This window comes from Pseudomonas sp. Q12-87 (genome assembly GCF_001269755.1).
Classification (GTDB): domain Bacteria; phylum Pseudomonadota; class Gammaproteobacteria; order Pseudomonadales; family Pseudomonadaceae; genus Aquipseudomonas; species Aquipseudomonas fluorescens_S.
Map to the genome: position 1 here is coordinate 1 of NZ_LHVI01000036.1, position 16,825 is coordinate 16,825.

General features: G+C 61.1%; 15 protein-coding genes and 2 pseudogenes. 13 read left to right on the forward strand and 4 right to left on the reverse strand.

Annotated elements, in window-relative coordinates:
- Positions 1–124: 124 nt before the first annotated feature.
- From AD663_RS25955 to AD663_RS25965, 3 genes are all read right to left on the reverse strand, one after another.
- Positions 125–1,030, reverse strand: coding sequence for a phasin family protein (locus AD663_RS25955; RefSeq protein ID WP_003186654.1), 906 nt, complete (start codon positions 1,028–1,030; stop codon positions 125–127).
- 10 nt (positions 1,031–1,040) lie between these two features.
- Positions 1,041–1,463 (reverse strand): phasin family protein, encoded by a 423-nt coding sequence (locus AD663_RS25960; RefSeq protein ID WP_003186656.1) that lies wholly within the window; start codon positions 1,461–1,463, stop codon positions 1,041–1,043.
- A 266-nt stretch (positions 1,464–1,729) separates the two neighbouring features.
- Positions 1,730–2,005: a polyhydroxyalkanoic acid system family protein gene (locus tag AD663_RS25965; RefSeq protein WP_003186659.1), complete on the reverse strand. Its 276-nt coding sequence runs from the start codon at positions 2,003–2,005 to the stop codon at positions 1,730–1,732.
- Between the two features lie 155 nt (positions 2,006–2,160).
- Here AD663_RS25965 and ubiE point away from each other — a divergent pair, with 155 nt between their 5' ends.
- From ubiE to AD663_RS26025, 13 genes and pseudogenes are all read left to right on the forward strand, one after another.
- A complete protein-coding gene (gene ubiE / locus AD663_RS25970; protein WP_003186661.1) occupies positions 2,161–2,931 on the forward strand; it encodes a bifunctional demethylmenaquinone methyltransferase/2-methoxy-6-polyprenyl-1,4-benzoquinol methylase UbiE in 771 nt (256 codons plus the stop codon).
- Positions 2,931–3,555 (forward strand): annotated as a pseudogene (locus AD663_RS25975) (SCP2 domain-containing protein). The gene ubiE and the pseudogene AD663_RS25975 overlap by 1 nt, the downstream one beginning before the upstream one ends.
- Complete coding sequence (gene ubiB / locus AD663_RS25980) at positions 3,552–5,156, forward strand: ubiquinone biosynthesis regulatory protein kinase UbiB (RefSeq protein WP_003186667.1); 1,605 nt, start codon at positions 3,552–3,554, stop codon at positions 5,154–5,156. The pseudogene AD663_RS25975 and the gene ubiB overlap by 4 nt, the downstream one beginning before the upstream one ends.
- 132 nt (positions 5,157–5,288) lie before the next feature.
- On the forward strand, positions 5,289–5,687 hold the full coding sequence (gene hisI / locus AD663_RS25985; RefSeq protein WP_003186669.1) for a phosphoribosyl-AMP cyclohydrolase: 399 nt from the start codon (positions 5,289–5,291) through the stop codon (positions 5,685–5,687).
- The gene (locus AD663_RS25990; protein ID WP_003186671.1) at positions 5,680–6,012 is read left to right on the forward strand and encodes a phosphoribosyl-ATP diphosphatase; all 333 of its coding nucleotides are present in this window, start codon (positions 5,680–5,682) and stop codon (positions 6,010–6,012) included. Before hisI ends, AD663_RS25990 begins: the two co-directional genes overlap by 8 nt.
- 24 nt (positions 6,013–6,036) lie before the next feature.
- Positions 6,037–6,324 (forward strand): twin-arginine translocase TatA/TatE family subunit, encoded by a 288-nt coding sequence (locus tag AD663_RS25995; protein WP_003186674.1) that lies wholly within the window; start codon positions 6,037–6,039, stop codon positions 6,322–6,324.
- A gap of 10 nt (positions 6,325–6,334) precedes the next feature.
- A complete protein-coding gene (gene tatB, locus AD663_RS26000) occupies positions 6,335–6,757 on the forward strand; it encodes a Sec-independent protein translocase protein TatB (protein ID WP_053214769.1) in 423 nt (140 codons plus the stop codon).
- Entirely contained in the window at positions 6,754–7,548 is a 795-nt protein-coding gene (gene tatC, locus AD663_RS26005) for a twin-arginine translocase subunit TatC (protein ID WP_053214770.1), read from the forward strand. The genes tatB and tatC overlap by 4 nt, the downstream gene beginning before the upstream one ends.
- Positions 7,545–8,252 carry a 16S rRNA (uracil(1498)-N(3))-methyltransferase gene (locus tag AD663_RS26010; RefSeq protein WP_053214771.1) on the forward strand — a complete coding sequence of 236 codons (708 nt, stop codon included), beginning with the start codon at positions 7,545–7,547 and terminating at the stop codon, positions 8,250–8,252. Before tatC ends, AD663_RS26010 begins: the two co-directional genes overlap by 4 nt.
- A 106-nt stretch (positions 8,253–8,358) precedes the next feature.
- Positions 8,359–10,263 carry a methyl-accepting chemotaxis protein gene (locus tag AD663_RS26015; RefSeq protein ID WP_053214772.1) on the forward strand — a complete coding sequence of 635 codons (1,905 nt, stop codon included), beginning with the start codon at positions 8,359–8,361 and terminating at the stop codon, positions 10,261–10,263.
- 211 nt (positions 10,264–10,474) lie between these two features.
- Positions 10,475–11,533 (forward strand): annotated as a pseudogene (locus tag AD663_RS29750) (methyl-accepting chemotaxis protein); the annotation flags it as partial.
- 141 nt (positions 11,534–11,674) lie between these two features.
- Positions 11,675–12,388 carry a methyl-accepting chemotaxis protein gene (locus tag AD663_RS29755; protein WP_371261251.1) on the forward strand — a complete coding sequence of 238 codons (714 nt, stop codon included), beginning with the start codon at positions 11,675–11,677 and terminating at the stop codon, positions 12,386–12,388.
- A 117-nt stretch (positions 12,389–12,505) separates the two neighbouring features.
- Complete coding sequence (locus tag AD663_RS26025) at positions 12,506–14,410, forward strand: methyl-accepting chemotaxis protein (RefSeq protein ID WP_053214774.1); 1,905 nt, start codon at positions 12,506–12,508, stop codon at positions 14,408–14,410.
- 988 nt (positions 14,411–15,398) lie between these two features.
- Here AD663_RS26025 and AD663_RS26030 read toward each other — a convergent pair.
- Complete coding sequence (locus AD663_RS26030) at positions 15,399–16,700, reverse strand: IS4 family transposase (RefSeq protein WP_083455125.1); 1,302 nt, start codon at positions 16,698–16,700, stop codon at positions 15,399–15,401.
- Between the last annotated feature and the right edge of the window lie 125 nt (positions 16,701–16,825).

Sequence of the window (16,825 nt, forward strand, 5' to 3'; positions counted from 1 at the left end):
ATTGAATGACCCACCGCATTCGCGAGCAAGCCCGCTCCCACATGGATATGTGACGCCTTGAGATATCCCTCAAACAAAAACGCCCGACCTTCACAGGCCGGGCGTTTTTGCGTGTCCTGCTGTATCAGGACTGGGTGCTTGGCGTCGATGGAGCCGGCGCGATAGTCGGGGTGGCCACTGGGGTCGGAGCCGAGGCGGAGTTCGCTGTGCTCGTCGGAGTAGCCGGTTTGGCGGCCGCGGTCGGCGCCTTGGGGGCGGCAGTTTTCGGTGCGGCCGCTTTTTTCACGGCAGGCTTTTTCGCTGCGGCGGGTTTGGCCGCTGCCTTTGCCGCAGGTTTGGCGGCGGGCTTAGCGGCGGGTTTAGCAGCCGGTTTGGCCGCTGCGGTTTTAGCAGCGGGTTTGGCGGCAGGCTTGGCTGCTGCTTTGACCGCTGGCTTGGCCGCTACCGGTTTGGCTGCTGCCTTGGCTGCAGGCTTGGCCGCTGCGGTTTTAGCCGCTGGCTTGGCCGCCGCTTTTGCCGCGGGCTTGGCGACGGTTTTTGCCGCAGCCTTGACCAATGGCTTGGCCGCCTTGGTGGCCGGTTTAGCCGCTGCAGTCTTGCTGGCCACCGGTGCGACTTTCGCCCCGGTAAGCTTTTCGATTTGCTTGGTCAGGGTATCGACCTTGCTGTGCAGCGCCTTCACTTCGTTACGGCTCGGCACGCCCAGGCGAGAGATCGCACTGTTCAGGCGCTTGTCGAAAGCCCCTTCCAGTTCACTCCACTTGACCAATGCCTGATCCTTCACACCGCCGATTCGCGACTTGGCGGACTCGGCAGAGCCCTTGGCGGCATCGACTTGTTTGCCAACTGCTGTCTTGGTGAGTTTTTCGGCTTTTTCGCCGTCCTTTACCAGGGACTCGAAGAGCTTGTTGCCGTCAGTGTCGATCTTCGAGTACACGCCTAAACCGGCAAGCCAGATTTTGCGGGAATATTTTTCAATCTTCCCGGCCCACGAGCTGCCTTCTTTTTCGGTGATTTTTTTACCAGCCATCCCGTTCTCCTTAATGTTTACGCGCGACACGTTCGAGCAATGCTGTCAGCTCATCGAGCTTAGCAGAGAGTGTCTCAACGTCATGTTTAGACGGAATGCCGATACGATTCAAGGCACTTGCAACACGGGCATCAAATACTTTCTCGACCTTATCGAGTTGTACTTCAACCCGAGCCTTGAAAGTACTGACATCGGTCTTGGCTTCAATCAATTCGCTGTTGGCCGCTTCAAGTTTTCCGGCAATCTTCTTTTTACCTTTGGTTTCAACAACTTCGCCGGCTTTTACCAACTCCTGGAAATACCCGCTGCCTTCCTGGCCGACCTTGGTGTAGGCGCCCAGGCCAGCCAGCCAGATCTTGCGCGCGTACGTTTTCACGTCGCCCAGCGTGGAAGATTCAACGTCGGTTTTTTTCTTCAGAATAACTTTGGCCATGGTGCACCTCACTGGAAGACAGGTTTGAGGAACTGCCCGCACATGGACGGGCTCAGGCACAAAGTAGTGACAATAATTAGAAAGGGCACCCTAACAACTGATACACATCCTGAGGGTGACAGACTTCATGTGGGAGCGGGCTTGCTCGCGAATGCGGTGGACCACTCACTATTGATGTCGACGGATCCACCGCTTTCGCGAGCAAGCTCGCTCCCACAGAGGTTGGTGGTGAACTTTAATTCTGCATTCGCCGCCCTTCCGATAAATCAGGCCAACGCTTTATCCAGCGCCTTCTCGATTTCCGCCTTGATCGTGCCGCTCATGGCTGACATCAACAGGCCCAGTTCCACATCGACGCGGATCGAGTCTTCGCCCACGTGCACTTCGCCCTTGACCCCGGAACGCTTGAGTTTCAAGGTGTCGCCCGCCCACTGCGGCTCCAGGCCATAGCTGTCGGACAGCTTCTGTGCCAGCTTGTCGGCTTTCTCTCGTGCCACTTCCTTGCCCAGGCCATGGGCACGTTCAACCGTTATACGGGCCATCGGGTGACTCCTGTTTGATCGGGACTTGCCGGTACGTTTCGGACACTGGCTGCGTCAAAACGTCCCGGCGGTAGCCCATCTTACCTTCAGCCTTGCCAAGACAAAGCCCTCTACCGGGATTAGAATGTCCCGCATTCTTTTTTGGTGACCGCGATATGACTGATCAGCGCAAAGGCAGCGATGCCGAACCCACCACTCACTTCGGCTTCAAGAACGTGCCGGAAAGCCAGAAGGCGGAAAAAGTCGCTGAGGTTTTCCACTCGGTAGCCGCCAAGTATGACCTGATGAACGACCTGCTCTCCGGTGGCATGCACCGCCTGTGGAAGCGTTTCGCGATCGAACTGTCAGGCGTGCGCAGCGGCAATCGCGTACTGGACATCGCTGGCGGCACGGGCGACTTGACCAAGAAGTTCTCCCACATCGTCGGGCCGACCGGCCAGGTGGTGCTCGCCGATATCAACGAATCCATGCTCAAGGTCGGTCGCGATCGCCTGCTGGATCTCGGTGTGGCCGGCAACGTCGAGTTCGTCCAGGCCGACGCTGAAAAACTGCCGTTCCCCGATAACCACTTCGACTGCGTGACCATCGCCTTCGGCCTGCGCAACGTCACCCACAAGGAAGACGCCCTGCGCTCGATGCTGCGGGTGCTCAAGCCCGGTGGCCGCCTGCTGGTGCTGGAGTTCTCCAAGCCGACCAACGCGCTGATGTCCAAGGCCTACGACGCCTACTCGTTCGCCTTCATGCCGCTGATGGGCAAGCTGATCACCAACGACTCGGAAAGCTATCGCTACCTGGCCGAATCGATCCGCATGCACCCGAACCAGGAGACGCTGAAGTCGATGATGGTCGACGCCGGTTTCGACCGGGTGACCTACCACAACATGACCGCAGGCATCGTCGCCCTGCACCGCGGCATCAAGCCCTGATGCTGCTCACCGGCCTGCTCGCCAGCGTGGAACTCGGTATCAACCGCGTGCTGCGCCTGGACGGCACGGCGCTCCCGCGCCTGGCGCACTTGAGCGGCAAGGTGATTGCCGTCGATTGTCGCAGCCCGGCGTTGCGGCTGTTCATCCTGCCCAGCGACGAAGGCCTGATGCTCGCCGCGCACTGGGAGGCCGATGCGGACTGCACCCTGCGCGCCCCGGCGTCGAGCCTGCTGAACCTGGCCCTGAACAAGGACAAGACCGCGGTGCTACACAGCCCCGAGGTGGCGCTGGACGGCGACAGCGGCGTGCTGCTGGAACTGGCAGCCATTCTCCAGGACCTGGAGCTGGACTGGGAATATGAAGTGTCGCGCTGGCTCGGTCCGGTGGCCACCCAGTTGCTCAGCGGCCACCTGCGCAGCCGCACCCGCTGGTACCGTCAAGGGTTCGCCAGCCTGGGACAGAATCTGAGTGAATACCTGGCCGAAGAATCGCGTACTCTCGTAGGCCAACGCGAAGCCGAAGCCCGCTTCAATGAACTGGACCAGATCAAACTCGACCTGGAACGTCTCGAGGCGCGCTTCGAGCGCCTTTCCCGATCCCTTGAAACCAAGCGATAACGCATGAAGCTGCTTGCCGTCCGCCGTTTGTTGCGCATCCAGCGCGTCGTGATCCGTTACCGCCTCGATGACTTGCTGTTCGCCCTGCCTTTGCCCTGGTTTCTGCTGGCACTGCGCTTCGTATTGCCGTGGCGCTGGTTTCCCCGCCGCACGCTGGACCTGAGTCGCGGCGCGCGCCTGCGTCTGGCCTTGCAGGACCTGGGCCCCATTTTCATCAAGTTCGGGCAGATCCTCTCGACCCGTCGCGACCTGCTGCCCGAAGACATCGCCGATGAATTGATGCTGCTCCAGGACCGCGTGCCGCCGTTCGACTCCAAGCTGTCCGTGGCGTTGATCGAAGCGCAACTGGGCAAGAAAATCAGCGAAGTCTTCAGCCGTTTCGATGTCGAGCCGCTGGCTTCGGCCTCCGTGGCCCAGGTTCACGCCGCGCAACTGAAAAGCGGCGAAGAAGTGGTGGTCAAGGTCATCCGCCCGGGCCTCAAGCCGATCATTGCCCAGGACCTCGCCTGGCTGTTCATCCTCGCCCGCGCAGCCGAGCGATTGTCCGCCGATGCACGCCTTCTGCACCCGGTGGATGTGGTCCAGGACTACGAAAAAACCATCTACGACGAGCTCGATCTGCTGCGCGAGGCCGCCAACGCCAGCCAGTTGCGCCGCAACTTCGAAGGCTCGCCGCTGCTCTATGTGCCGCAAGTCTATTGGGACTGGTGCCGCCCGAAAGTGCTGGTGATGGAGCGCATCTACGGCATCCAGGTCACCGACCTGGCGACCCTGGCCGACCAGCGCACCGACATGAAAATGCTCGCCGAGCGCGGTGTGGAGATCTTCTTCACCCAGGTGTTCCGCGACAGCTTCTTCCATGCCGACATGCACCCGGGCAACATTTTCGTCAGTACCGTGCAGCCGTGGAGCCCGCAGTACATCGCCATCGACTGCGGCATCGTCGGCAGCCTGACCCCGGAGGACCAGGATTACCTGGCCCGCAACCTGTTCGCCTTTTTCAAGCGCGACTACCGTCGTGTGGCACAGCTGCACATCGATTCGGGCTGGGTACCGGCAGAGACCAAGCTCAACGAATTCGAAGCGGCGATCCGTACCGTGTGCGAACCGATCTTCGAAAAACCGTTAAAGGATATTTCCTTCGGTCAGGTTCTGATGCGCCTGTTCCAGACCGCCCGGCGCTTCAACATGGAAGTCCAGCCGCAATTGGTGCTGTTGCAGAAAACCCTGTTGAATATCGAAGGCCTGGGTCGCCAGCTATACCCGGACCTGGACCTGTGGAACACCGCGCAGCCCTTCCTCGAACGCTGGATGCGCGAACGCGTCAGCCCACGCACCTTGCTAGGCAATGTGCAGAGCCAGTTCGAGCAGATCCCGCACCTGGCCAACATGACCCGCGACCTGCTCGAACGCATGTCCCAGCCCCACGCCCACGACCCGGCACCGCCCTGGCATCGACGCAAGGATGATTGGATCCTGCGCCTGCTTGGCGCGGCTCACCTGGGCGGCGGCGCGGTGTTGGCGACTGGCGGGCCGTTGAGCCAATTGGGCCACTGGCCGGCCGGTGTCATGATTGTGGTGGGTTTGTATCTGGTCGTTCGCCGATAGCACGAATCAGTTGCAAGCGATAAGCTGCAAGCCGCAAGTTCATGGGTTGAGCCTATCAACGCAAGCACGACACAGAATTGTTTTTACTTGCAGCTCGAAGCTAAAAGCTTGCCGCTGCCGTCAGGACTCAAAATGAAAAACTGGCAGGACGAGATCAAATGGGACGCTGACGGCCTGGTGCCGGCCATCGCCCAGGATCACAAGACCGGGCGCGTATTGATGATGGCCTGGATGAACCGCGAAGCGCTGGCCCTGACCGCCGCCGAGAACCGCGCCATCTATTGGTCACGTTCCCGTGGCAAGCTATGGCGCAAAGGTGAAGAGTCCGGGCATGTGCAGCATCTGCATGAGATGCGCCTGGATTGCGACGGCGACGTCATCATCCTGATGGTCGAACAAGTCGGTGAGATTGCTTGCCACACGGGCCGTCAAAGCTGCTTCTATCGCGTCTTCGAAAACGGTGACTGGAAAACCGTCGACCCGGTGCTCAAGGACCCGCACGCCATTTATTCAGGACATTCCCATGAGTGACACCCTGACCCGCCTGGCCCAGGTGCTGGAAGAGCGCAAGGGCGCCGCCGCCGACAGCTCCTATGTCGCCAGCCTGTACCACAAGGGTTTGAACAAGATTCTGGAAAAAGTCGGCGAAGAGTCCGTCGAGACCATCATCGCCGCCAAGGACGCCGCCATCAGCGGCGATTGCAGCGACGTGATCTACGAGACCGCCGACCTGTGGTTCCACAGCCTGGTCATGCTCGCCCAACTGGGGCAGCATCCGCAGGCCGTACTGGATGAACTGGACCGTCGTTTCGGTCTGTCCGGGCATGTCGAGAAAGCCTCACGCCCGTCCGCCTGATCAACTTTTGAGAGGAATAGCCCCATGGGTATTTTTGACTGGAAACACTGGATCGTCATCCTGGTAGTCGTGGTCCTGGTGTTCGGCACCAAGAAACTGAAAAACCTCGGCACCGATGTCGGCGAGTCGATCAAGGGCTTTCGCAAGGCTATGAACGATGATGAAAAACCGGCCGACCCGGCGACAACACAGGCTCAGCCCGTACAACCAGCCCAACCGGTACACCCACAGGCCACCCAGCCGGTGAACGCGCCGAACACCATCGACGTGCAGGCCCAGAAAGTCGAAGAGCCAATCCGCAAAGACTCGTGAGCACTGACTAATGTTTGGGATCAGCTTCACTGAACTGCTGCTCGTCGGCCTCGTCGCCCTGCTGGTATTGGGCCCCGAACGGCTACCGGGTGCTGCGCGCACCGCAGGTCTCTGGATCGGGCGGCTGAAGCGCAGCTTCAATGCGATCAAACAGGAAGTTGAACGTGAAATCGGTGCCGACGACATCCGTCGGCAACTGCATAACGAACACATCCTCTCCCTGGAGCAGGAAGCCCGGAAGATATTAAACCCGACCCAGCAGGAACCGACGCCAGTCGCGCCTGCAGTCGAGCCGACGATCGCGCCGCAAGCGCCAGTGGCCGAGCCGGCACCGGGGCTTGCAACCGAGCCCGTCAAAGCGGTGGACTCAGCCTCCACGGTGACGACGCCTGCCGCTCCCAACGACCCTACATTGCCGCCGCGAGCCCCATGAGCGATATTCCGGAACACGACCAGCCCATGCCGCTGGTATCGCACCTCACCGAGTTGCGCACCCGCCTGCTGCGTTGCGTCGCGGCGGTCTTCATCATTTTCGCCGGGCTGTTCTCGTTCACCCAGCAGATCTATACCTTCGTCTCCACACCGCTGCGCCAGTACCTGCCGGCGGGTGCGACGATGATTGCCACCGACGTCTCCTCGCCGTTCCTGACGCCGTTGAAGCTGACGATGATGGTCTCGCTGTTCCTGGCGATCCCGGTGATCCTGCACCAGATCTGGGGCTTCATCGCACCGGGCCTGTACAAGCATGAAAAACGTGTCGCCGTGCCGCTGCTGATCTCCAGCATCCTGCTGTTCTATACCGGCATGGCCTTCGCCTATTTCTTCGTGTTCCCCCTGATCTTCAAGTTCTTCGCCGCAGCCACGCCGGCGGGCGTGGAAATGATGACCGACATCACCAGTTACCTGGACTTCGTCATGACGCTGTTCTTCGCCTTCGGCGTGGCGTTCGAGATTCCCGTGGCCGTGGTGCTGCTGGTGTGGATCGGCGTGGTCGACGTCAAGTACCTGAAGAAGATCCGCCCCTACGTGATCATCGGTTGCTTCGTCGTCGGCATGATCCTGACCCCGCCGGATATCTTCTCCCAGACCCTGCTGGCCGTGCCGATGTGGCTGCTGTTCGAGATCGGCATCCTGTTCGGCGCCCTGGTGCGCAAGCGCAGTGAAGAGCCCGATGAGCAGCCCGCCGACGATCACAACGACCAGCCGCCAGCGACCCAAGCGTGAACCTGCTGCTGCTCGAAGAGGCCGATTTCATCGGCCCGGACCGAGTCGTGTTGAGCGATCGCCGGCTGACCCACATGCAGGACGTCCACCGCAGCGCCGTCGGCGACAGCCTGCGGGTCGGGCGTATTGGCGGCTTGATGGGCACCGCCCAGGTGCTGCGCCTGGAAGCCCGCGAGGCCGAGCTGCAGGTGAGCCTCGACCAACCGTCACCGGCCAAGCTGCCGTTGACGCTGGTATTGGCCCTGCCACGCCCGAAAATGCTCCGTCGAGTGTTCCAGACCATCGCCACCATGGGCGTGCCGCGCGTCGTGCTGGTCAACAGCTATCGCGTGGAAAAGAGCTTTTGGCAGACGCCATTCCTGGAGCCCGAGGCGATTCGTGAACAGTTGATCCTGGGCCTGGAGCAAGCCCGGGACAGCGTGCTGCCGGAAATCATCATCGAAAAACGCTTCAAGCCCTTCGTCGAGGACCGCCTGCCGGCCCTGGCAGAGGGCACCCTGGGGCTGGTCGGCCATCCTGGCAACTATCCGCCCTGCCCTCGCGCACTGACGGAGCCGGTTACGTTGGCCATCGGCCCGGAAGGCGGCTGGATTCCCTACGAGATCGACCTGCTGGCAAAGGCCGGCCTGCAACCGGTGCAGCTTGGCGAACGCATCCTGCGGGTCGAGACTGCGGTCACCGCGTTGCTCGCCCGCCTGTTCTGATTTCACTGGCTTATCAGCTTATTCCAAGCTGGCTCCCTCCGGTTTTTCCCTTTGGGCCTATAGTGCTTATACAAAAAGCAGTTTCGCCCTTCGAGGGAGTACCAGCATGTCCCGATGGCTAGGTAACGTAGGCGTCAATCGCAAACTCGGCTTCGGCTTCGGTCTTGTACTGGTCTTGACCTTGATGATCGCCTTCACCGGATGGATCGGCCTGGGCAAAGTGACTGCACGCGGCGATACGCTGGGGCTCATCGCCAGCCTGAACGATTTGACCAAGGACCTGCGCTCCGCGCGCATGGACTACTACGCGAACCGCGGTGAAAAGGGCCCCGGGGAAATCAACGATCTGCTCGGCAAATTGGAGCCCGGGCTCCAGGCCGCCCGCAAATCGATCGAGCAGCCAGCCGATGTGGCGATCGTCGACAAGCAACTGGCCGCGGTCGCTGATTACAAAGTGGCCTTCGCCGCATTGACCCGCGCCATGGCCACTCGCGAAGACGCACGCGGCAAACTGGGCGCCAGCGCCGACAACGCCGTGACCCGCGTCGCCAACGTTGAAAACGCCACGCGGCAAAGCGACAACCTGGCTCAATTCGACAGCGTGGTCAGCTTGAGCAAGGCGATTCAGCAAGCCCGCTATCAGGTTCGAGGCTACACCTACAGCGTCCAAGCCGATGCCGAGCAACCGGCCTTGGATGCCATCGACAATGCCTTGAAAACCCTCGGCAGCCTGCCGGCCCAACTGCCCGGTGAACACGCCGCCAACCTGCAACAGGCCAGCGAATCGTTCAAAAGCTATCGTGCCGCGGTCAGCCAATTCCAAGACGCCCAGACCGCCAGCGCGGCCGCCATCCAGCGCATGTCCGATTTGGGGGTTGTGCTACGTGGCGCCAGCCGGGATCTCACCCTGTCCCAGACGGCCGTGCGTGACCATGACGCCGCCGAGGCCGAGATCATCCTGGTCTCGGCCGCCACGCTGGCGTTTCTGTTAGGCGTGATTGCCGCCCTGGCGATTACCCGGCAGATCGTCGGGCCGCTGGAGCAGACCCTCAAGGTCGCCGAGCATATAGCGGCAGGCGACCTGACCCATAACCTCAGCTCCGAGCGGCGCGACGAGCTGGGCCAACTGCAACGTGCCATGCAGGGCATGACCGTGGGGCTGCGGCAGTTGATCGGCGGCATCAGCGAAGGCGTCACGCAAATCGCCAGCGCCGCCGAACAACTCTCCGCCGTTACCGAACAGACCAGCGCCGGGGTCAACAGCCAGAAAGTGGAAACCGACCAGGTCGCCACCGCCATGCATGAAATGACCGCCACGGTGCAGGAAGTGGCGCGCAATGCCGAGCAAGCGAGCGAAGCCACTACCGCCGCGGACCAACAGGCGCGCGAGGGCGAAAAGGTGGTCGGCGAAGCCATCGCCCAGATCGAGCGCCTCTCCAACGCGGTGGGCGATTCCACCGAAGCCATGGGCCACCTCAAGCGCGAAAGCGACAAGATCGGCAGCGTGCTGGACGTGATCAAGTCCGTCGCCCAGCAAACCAACCTGTTGGCCCTCAACGCCGCCATCGAAGCAGCCCGGGCCGGTGAAGCCGGGCGTGGGTTTGCGGTGGTGGCCGACGAAGTCCGCAGCCTGGCCCAGCGCACCCAGAAGTCCACCGAAGAGATCGAGCAACTGGTCCTAAGCTTGCAGACCGGTACCGAACAGGTCGCGACCAGCCTGGACAACAGCCGCAACCTGACCGACAGCAGCGTAGAGCTGACCCGCCGCGCCGGTGGCTCGTTGGGAAACATCACCCGCACCGTCTCGGCCATCCAGTCGATGAACCAACAGATCGCCGCCGCGGCCGAGCAGCAGAGCGCCGTGGCCGAAGAGATCAACCGCAGCGTCGTGAACGTGCGCGATGTGTCGGAACAAACCGCCGCCTCCAGCGAAGAAACCGCCGCCTCCAGTGCTGAACTGGCGCGTTTGGGGGCGCATTTGCAGACGCTGGTGGGTCGCTTCAGGGTCTAGAGACCCGTAGAGCAAGTCAATCCCCGTGGCGAGGGGAGCTTGCTCCCGCTTGGGCGCGCAGCGGCCACCCGTCGCGCCGGATTGCAACCCATTCGCAGCCACGCAATAACAGGCTCGCCAAGGAAGTCCTGCCGACCAACGCCCTACAGATCACAGCCAAATGGTCGATACGTTTTCTACAAAACCTATAAAAAGGCTCGAGGGACATATCATGTTCAGTTGGCTGACCGAAAAGCTGGGAAACGTAAGCGTCAATCGCAAACTGGGCTTTGGTTTTGGCCTCGTCTTGCTCCTCACCCTCCTGAGCACCTTCGCCGGCTGGAACAGCCTGAGCAGCGTGATCAGCCGCGCCGACAAACAGGCTTCCATCGCCAGTCTCAATGAGTTGGCCAAGGACCTGCGAGTCGCCAGTCTCGACTATGAAATGCGGCGCGGCGAACAAGGGCCGACAGCCGTCAACGAGTTCATGGGCAAGCTTCAGGAGAGCATCCAAGCTGCCCTCAAACGGTTTGTGCGTCCGGCGGATCAGGAGTTGCTGAATCAGCAACTGGCTAACCTCGATGAATACAAACGCGCCTTTACCGACCTGACACAAGCGACGCAGAACCGCGAATCGGCCCGATCCAAGCTTGGCGCCAACGCCGACAACGCCGTCGCCAAAGTGGCAAGCGTCGAAAATGCCTTGCGACAAGGCGACAGCGTCCCGCAATTCGACAGCGTGGTCGAGCTGAGCAAATTGCTCCAGCAAGCGCGCTACCAAGTTCGTGGCTACACCTATAGCGGCAAGGCCGATGCCGAGCAGCCAGCGCTGGATGCCATCGATAATGTCTTGAAAAACCTCGAAAGCCTGCCGGGCAAGCTCCCGGAACACACTTCCAACCTGCAACAAGCCACCGAATCGATGAAGGCTTATCGCGCGGCCGTCAGTCAGTTCCGCGAGTCGCAGGTTGCCAGCACCTCAGCCCTCAAGAAAATGCTCGATCAGGATGCCCGCCTCAATGAGCTGAACAGTAATTTGACTGCCTCACAGATTGAGAAACGCAACGAGGAGACGGATCAAGCGAAACAAACACTGATCGTCGTCACCGTCCTGGCGCTGGCGTTTGGCCTGATGGCCGCATGGATTATTACCCGGCAGATCGTTGTTCCCCTGCAACAGACCCTGGTTGCCGTCGAACGTGTCGCCTCCGGGGACCTGAGCCACAACCTGGTGGTCACCCGTCGTGACGAAATGGGCCAATTGCAAGGCAGCCTGCAGCGAATGGTGATCAGCCTGCGGCAACTGATCGGAGGTATCAGCGACGGCGTCACGCAAATCGCCAGCGCCGCCGAACAGCTTTCGACCGTCACCGAGCAGACCAGTGCCGGGGTCAACAGCCAGAAAGTGGAGACCGACCAGGTTGCCACGGCCATGCACGAAATGACCGCCACGGTGCAGGAAGTGGCGCGTAACGCCGAGGAAGCCTCCGAAGCCGCCGTCGCGGCGGACCAGCAGGCGCGTGAAGGCGAAAAAGTAGTCGGCGAAGCCATCGTCCAGATCGAGCGCCTGTCCAAGGAAGTGGGCAATTCCACCGAAGCCATGGGCCATCTCAAACGCGAGAGCGACAAGATTGGTAGCGTGCTGGACGTGATCAAGTCCGTCGCCCAGCAAACCAACCTGCTGGCCCTCAACGCCGCCATCGAAGCGGCCCGGGCCGGTGAGGCCGGGCGTGGTTTCGCGGTGGTGGCCGACGAAGTTCGCAGCCTGGCCCAGCGTACCCAGAAGTCCACCGAAGAGATCGAGGAGCTGATCCTCGGCCTGCAATCGGGCACCGAACAGGTGGCGACCACCCTGGACAACAGCCGCAACCTGACCGACAGCAGCGTCGAACTGACCCGCCGCGCCGGCGGCTCGCTGGAAAATATCACCCGTACCGTCTCGGCGATCCAGGCGATGAACCAACAGATCGCCGCCGCCGCCGAGCAGCAGAGTGCCGTGGCCGAAGAGATCAACCGCAGCGTGGTAAACGTGCGCGATGTGTCCGAACAGACTGCCGCCTCCAGTGAGGAAACGGCTGCGTCCAGTGCTGAACTGGCGCGACTGGGGGTGCATTTGCAAACGCTGGTAGGACGCTTCAAGGTCTAACTTTAAAAACACGCATACTTGGCCCAACGGTGCATCTGACGCCTATTTCCTTTAGATCCGTACCAACCGGCCGATATAACTCCCAGCATATAAATTCAACGCTGCAGGAGTAACGGTATGTTCCGATGGCTGGGTAACGTTGGCGTCAACCGCAAACTAGGTTTCGGCTTCGGCCTGGTGCTCTTCCTGACCGTGATGATCGCCTTCACCGGTTGGAGCGGCTTGGGTAACGTGATCAGCCGTGGCGACAAGCTGGGCTTCATTGCCAGCCTGAACGATTTGAGCAAGGACCTGCTCCAGGCCAGCGACGACTACAACACCACCCGTGGTGAAAAAGGACCGCAACAGGTCAATGACCTGTTGGGCAAGCTCGACGCCGGGCTGAAGACCGCTCGCCAGTTGATCGAACAACCGGCCGATGTGGCCCTGATCGACCAGGAACTGGCCGCAGTCGCTGAATACAAGAGCGCTTTCGCCATGATGGCCCAGGCCACCGTCAACCGCGAAGATGCCCGCAGCAAACTCGGCGCCAGCGCCGACAACGCCGTGGCCCGCGTTGGCGATGTGGAACAGGCACTGCTGCAAGGCGGCGATATCGCGCTGTTCAATAGCGTGGTGACCCTGAGCAAGGCTGTTCAGCAGGCGCGCTATCAGGTCCGCGGCTACACCTACAGCGGTAAGAGCGAAGCGCAGCAACCGGCGATCGTGGCCATCGACACGGTCCTCAAGCTGCTCGCACGCCTACCGGACCAATTGCCCGAGGAGCACGCCGCCAACCTGCAACAGGCTAGCGACTCGTTCAATCTCTATCGCGCGGCGGTCGCCCAGTTCCGTGACTCGCAGATCGAGAATGGTGCCGCACTCCAACGCATGACCGAGCAAGGCCAGGTGCTGATTGACGCCAGCCAGAAGCTGACCGTGTCGCAGACGGCTGTGCGTGATCATGATGCTGCCCAGGCCAAGACTGTCTTGATCACAGCCGCCGCGCTGGCCCTGTTGTTCGGCGTCATCGCGGCCCTGCTCATCACCGGACAGATCGTCGGCCCGCTCGGCGAGACCTTGAAGGTGGCTGAACGCGTAGCCGCAGGCGACCTGACCCACAACCTCACCTCCGACCGCCGCGACGAGCTTGGCCAGCTACAACGCGCCATGCAGAGCATGACCGTGGGTCTGCGGCAATTGATCGGCGGCATCAGCGAAGGCGTCACGCAAATCGCCAGCGCGGCCGAACAACTCTCCGCCGTTACCGAACAGACCAGCGCCGGGGTCAACAGCCAGAAGGTGGAAACCGACCAAGTCGCCACCGCCATGCACGAGATGACCGCCACGGTGCAAGAAGTGGCGCGCAATGCCGAGGAGGCTTCCGAAGCGGCCGTCGCGGCAGACCAGCAGGCCCGCGAAGGCGAAAAAGTGGTCGGCGAAGCCATTGCCCAAATCGAACGCCTGGCCCTCGAAGTGGGTAATTCCACCGCAGCAATGGGCGACCTGAAGCGCGAAAGCGACAAGATCGGCAGCGTGCTGGACGTGATCAAGTCCGTGGCCCAGCAAACCAACCTGCTGGCCCTCAACGCCGCCATCGAAGCAGCCCGGGCCGGTGAAGCCGGGCGAGGTTTCGCGGTAGTGGCCGACGAGGTCCGGAGCCTGGCCCAACGCACCCAGAAGTCCACCGAAGAAATCGAAGAACTGATTGTCGGCCTGCAGTCGGGCACTGAGCAGGTCGCGGCCATCATGGATAACAGCCGTAGCCTGACTGACAACAGTGTCGAACTGACCCGTCGGGCGGGTGGTTCACTGGAAAACATCACCCGCACGGTCTCGGCCATTCAGTCGATGAACCAACAGATCGCCGCGGCGGCCGAGCAGCAGAGTTCGGTGGCTGAGGAGATCAATCGTAGTGTGCTGAATGTGCGTGATGTGTCGGAGCAGACGGCGTCGTCCAGCGAGGAAACGGCCGCTTCGAGTGCTGAGCTGGCGCGGTTGGGGGGGCATTTGCAGGCGTTGGTGGGGCGGTTTCGGGTTTGATGCCTGAGGGGGCGGCTCACACCGTGGCGAGGGAGCTTGCTCCCGCTGGGTGACGCAGTCGCCCTTTTGGTATTGTGTGTATATCCGTTTCTGCGGTGACGGCGAACTTGGTTTCGCCCTTACGGCGACTCACTTTCGAAAAGCGCGAAAGTAAGCAAAGCGCTTCTGCCCCACCACTCGGTGCCTCGCCTAGGCTCGGCATGCCCTCACTCCGGCATTGCTCCGTGGGCCCGCCGCGAAGGGCCATCCATGGCCCAGCGCGGCTAACCCGGCATCCATGCCGGGTTGCCCACTGCGCAATGCCTGCGTTCGGCCAGCGTGGTTAACGGGGCGCCCGAGATCAACGTCCACCGCGAGGCGGCCTAGTAGCCGACCTGGTTCTTGATGGGGACCGCATTCCTCCTGTGGGAGCGGGCTTGCCCGCGAAGAGGCCGGCACATCCAACATCATCGCAAACTGACACACCGCCATCGCGAGCGAGCTTGCTCCCACATTCAACCTCCAGGGAAAACAAAATTCATGTCCAACACAGCCCCCCTGTGGGAGCGAGCTTGCTCGCGATGAGGCCGGCAGCCCAACATCTATGTGACTGAACCACCGCCTTCGCGAGCAAGCCCGCTCCCACAGTTGGATCGGGGTACACCCGCAAGAGACAGGCCGGCTACTGGCGCCTTCGCGGGCAAGCCCGCTCCACAGGAGAAACACAGTCCCACCCAAACCAGGTCGGCTACTAGGCCGCCTCGCGGCGGACGTTGATTTCGGCGCCCCGTTAACCACGCTGGCCGAACGCAGGCATTGTGGAGTGGGCATCCCGGCATGGATGCCGGGATAGCCGCGCTGGGCCATGGATGGCCCTTCGCGGCGGCCCACGGAGCAATGCCGGAGTGAGGGCATGCCGAGCCTAGGCGAGGCACCGAGTGGTGGGGCAAAAAGCGCTTTGGTTACTTTCGCGCTTTTCGAAAGTGACCCGCTGTAAGAGCCAGCCCTTTCAAGGTCTTTTGATTTTAGCTGCCTTGAGCACCCGATCCGTTGACACGTGGGCATTCGCGGCTTTGCCTTCCAGCCACTCCTTTGACTTGGGCACTTTCGGGCCTCGTTTGCTCTTGGCGACCGCTTTGGGCTGGATATTTCGAGCGAGTGCAAGCAGGTACTGAGTCAGTCCTGCAGCGGGGATCGGGATGCATAGATATTCTGGCAAGGCTATTTGCATCCCCTCGTAACCGCTGCGTACCTGTACCGTTAGGTGATAAATCGATGCTTCCCAATCGTCGGGCAGGGTCTGGCGATGAGCCTGCTCGACGCTGCGTTTGAGCACGGCCAGAACGTTGTAAGCCAACACGGCCGACGCAAATCCCAGCAGGGCTGCTTTAGGGTTGCCCAAGGTTTCGATTTCACTGTCCAACACCGCTTCCAGGCGCTGGAACATCCCTTCGATGCTCCAGCGACGGCGGTACAAATCGGCGATTTGCTCAGCACTGATAGAGTCGGGCAAGTTGCTCCAGAACAGCAGCGTGGTATCGCCGGATTCGGTGGGTTTTTGCAGGTTCAGTTCGACTCGTCGCCACTGGCGTCCACCTTTTACTTCGATGATTTGCTCGCGCACGCTGCCTGCCGCGACCGCGACAGGCACCTGCCAGACGCTTTCCTTAAGCAGGCGTGGATGTTTGCTCTGTTCGCGAATGATGAACGAGGCCCCGGTATCTTCGCAGGCCTCCATGACCGGGAGCGTGCAGTAGAGTCGGTCAGCCATCCACAGTTGTCCCGTACAGGCCTTTTCCAGCAAGGGCAGCACGCTGACGCGCTCGCTGGCATAGGCATCTTCACAAGGCTGAAGATCAACGACCTGATCCAGGTCGGGGTCGTAAACCACAACGGAAAAACCAGGCCGGGCGGCGCCGCGTTCACGGCGCAAAGCGCCCAGACGCTTTTCGCTGGAAGGCAGGTGGTTACCGTCAACGACCCGTAGTTGCCAGCCAGGCAAAATGGCTGAGTGCCCCAGTTCTTTTACCGTCGGTGCCAAACGCTCTGCGCTGCCGGTGACTAGGGCGCGCAGTAGCGCAGGCTCTGTGCGGCTGACCTTGTCATATAGCGCCGCCAAGCTGACAGGAAGGTCTTCCATCTGCCGCGCGGCGGCATGCAGCGAGGGTCGCAAGCCCAATGAAACAAGGGACATCAGTTCAACGATGGTTGAAAACAAAAGCTCACGTGGGTACTGCCGCTGACGGTGTTCTTCGAACACCTGATCGACCCATTCAGCAGGAACAGCCTGCTCCAATATCACTCTGGTCATGACACTGGCCGGTGCTTTTTTCTCAAACCGTGCTAGAACCTCTGCCCACATCGCTTTCGTCCACCCTGACTGGAGTTTTGCGGGATTTTATCAAAGACCTTGAAAGGGCTGGCTGTAAGAGCGGA

Excerpts from the sequence above, each read along its gene's own strand:
- AD663_RS25955 (WP_003186654.1), bottom strand. The coding sequence starts at position 1,030 with ATGGCTGGTAAAAAAATCACCGAAAAAGAAGGCAGCTCGTGGGCCGGG.
- AD663_RS25960 (WP_003186656.1), bottom strand. The coding sequence starts at position 1,463 with ATGGCCAAAGTTATTCTGAAGAAAAAAACCGACGTTGAATCTTCCACG.
- AD663_RS25965 (WP_003186659.1), bottom strand. The coding sequence starts at position 2,005 with ATGGCCCGTATAACGGTTGAACGTGCCCATGGCCTGGGCAAGGAAGTG.
- ubiE (WP_003186661.1), top strand. The coding sequence starts at position 2,161 with ATGACTGATCAGCGCAAAGGCAGCGATGCCGAACCCACCACTCACTTC.
- ubiB (WP_003186667.1), top strand. The coding sequence starts at position 3,552 with ATGAAGCTGCTTGCCGTCCGCCGTTTGTTGCGCATCCAGCGCGTCGTG.
- hisI (WP_003186669.1), top strand. The coding sequence starts at position 5,289 with ATGAAAAACTGGCAGGACGAGATCAAATGGGACGCTGACGGCCTGGTG.
- AD663_RS25990 (WP_003186671.1), top strand. The coding sequence starts at position 5,680 with ATGAGTGACACCCTGACCCGCCTGGCCCAGGTGCTGGAAGAGCGCAAG.
- AD663_RS25995 (WP_003186674.1), top strand. The coding sequence starts at position 6,037 with ATGGGTATTTTTGACTGGAAACACTGGATCGTCATCCTGGTAGTCGTG.
- tatB (WP_053214769.1), top strand. The coding sequence starts at position 6,335 with ATGTTTGGGATCAGCTTCACTGAACTGCTGCTCGTCGGCCTCGTCGCC.
- tatC (WP_053214770.1), top strand. The coding sequence starts at position 6,754 with ATGAGCGATATTCCGGAACACGACCAGCCCATGCCGCTGGTATCGCAC.
- AD663_RS26015 (WP_053214772.1), top strand. The coding sequence starts at position 8,359 with ATGTCCCGATGGCTAGGTAACGTAGGCGTCAATCGCAAACTCGGCTTC.
- AD663_RS29755 (WP_371261251.1), top strand. The coding sequence starts at position 11,675 with ATGCACGAAATGACCGCCACGGTGCAGGAAGTGGCGCGTAACGCCGAG.
- AD663_RS26025 (WP_053214774.1), top strand. The coding sequence starts at position 12,506 with ATGTTCCGATGGCTGGGTAACGTTGGCGTCAACCGCAAACTAGGTTTC.
- AD663_RS26030 (WP_083455125.1), bottom strand. The coding sequence starts at position 16,700 with ATGACCAGAGTGATATTGGAGCAGGCTGTTCCTGCTGAATGGGTCGAT.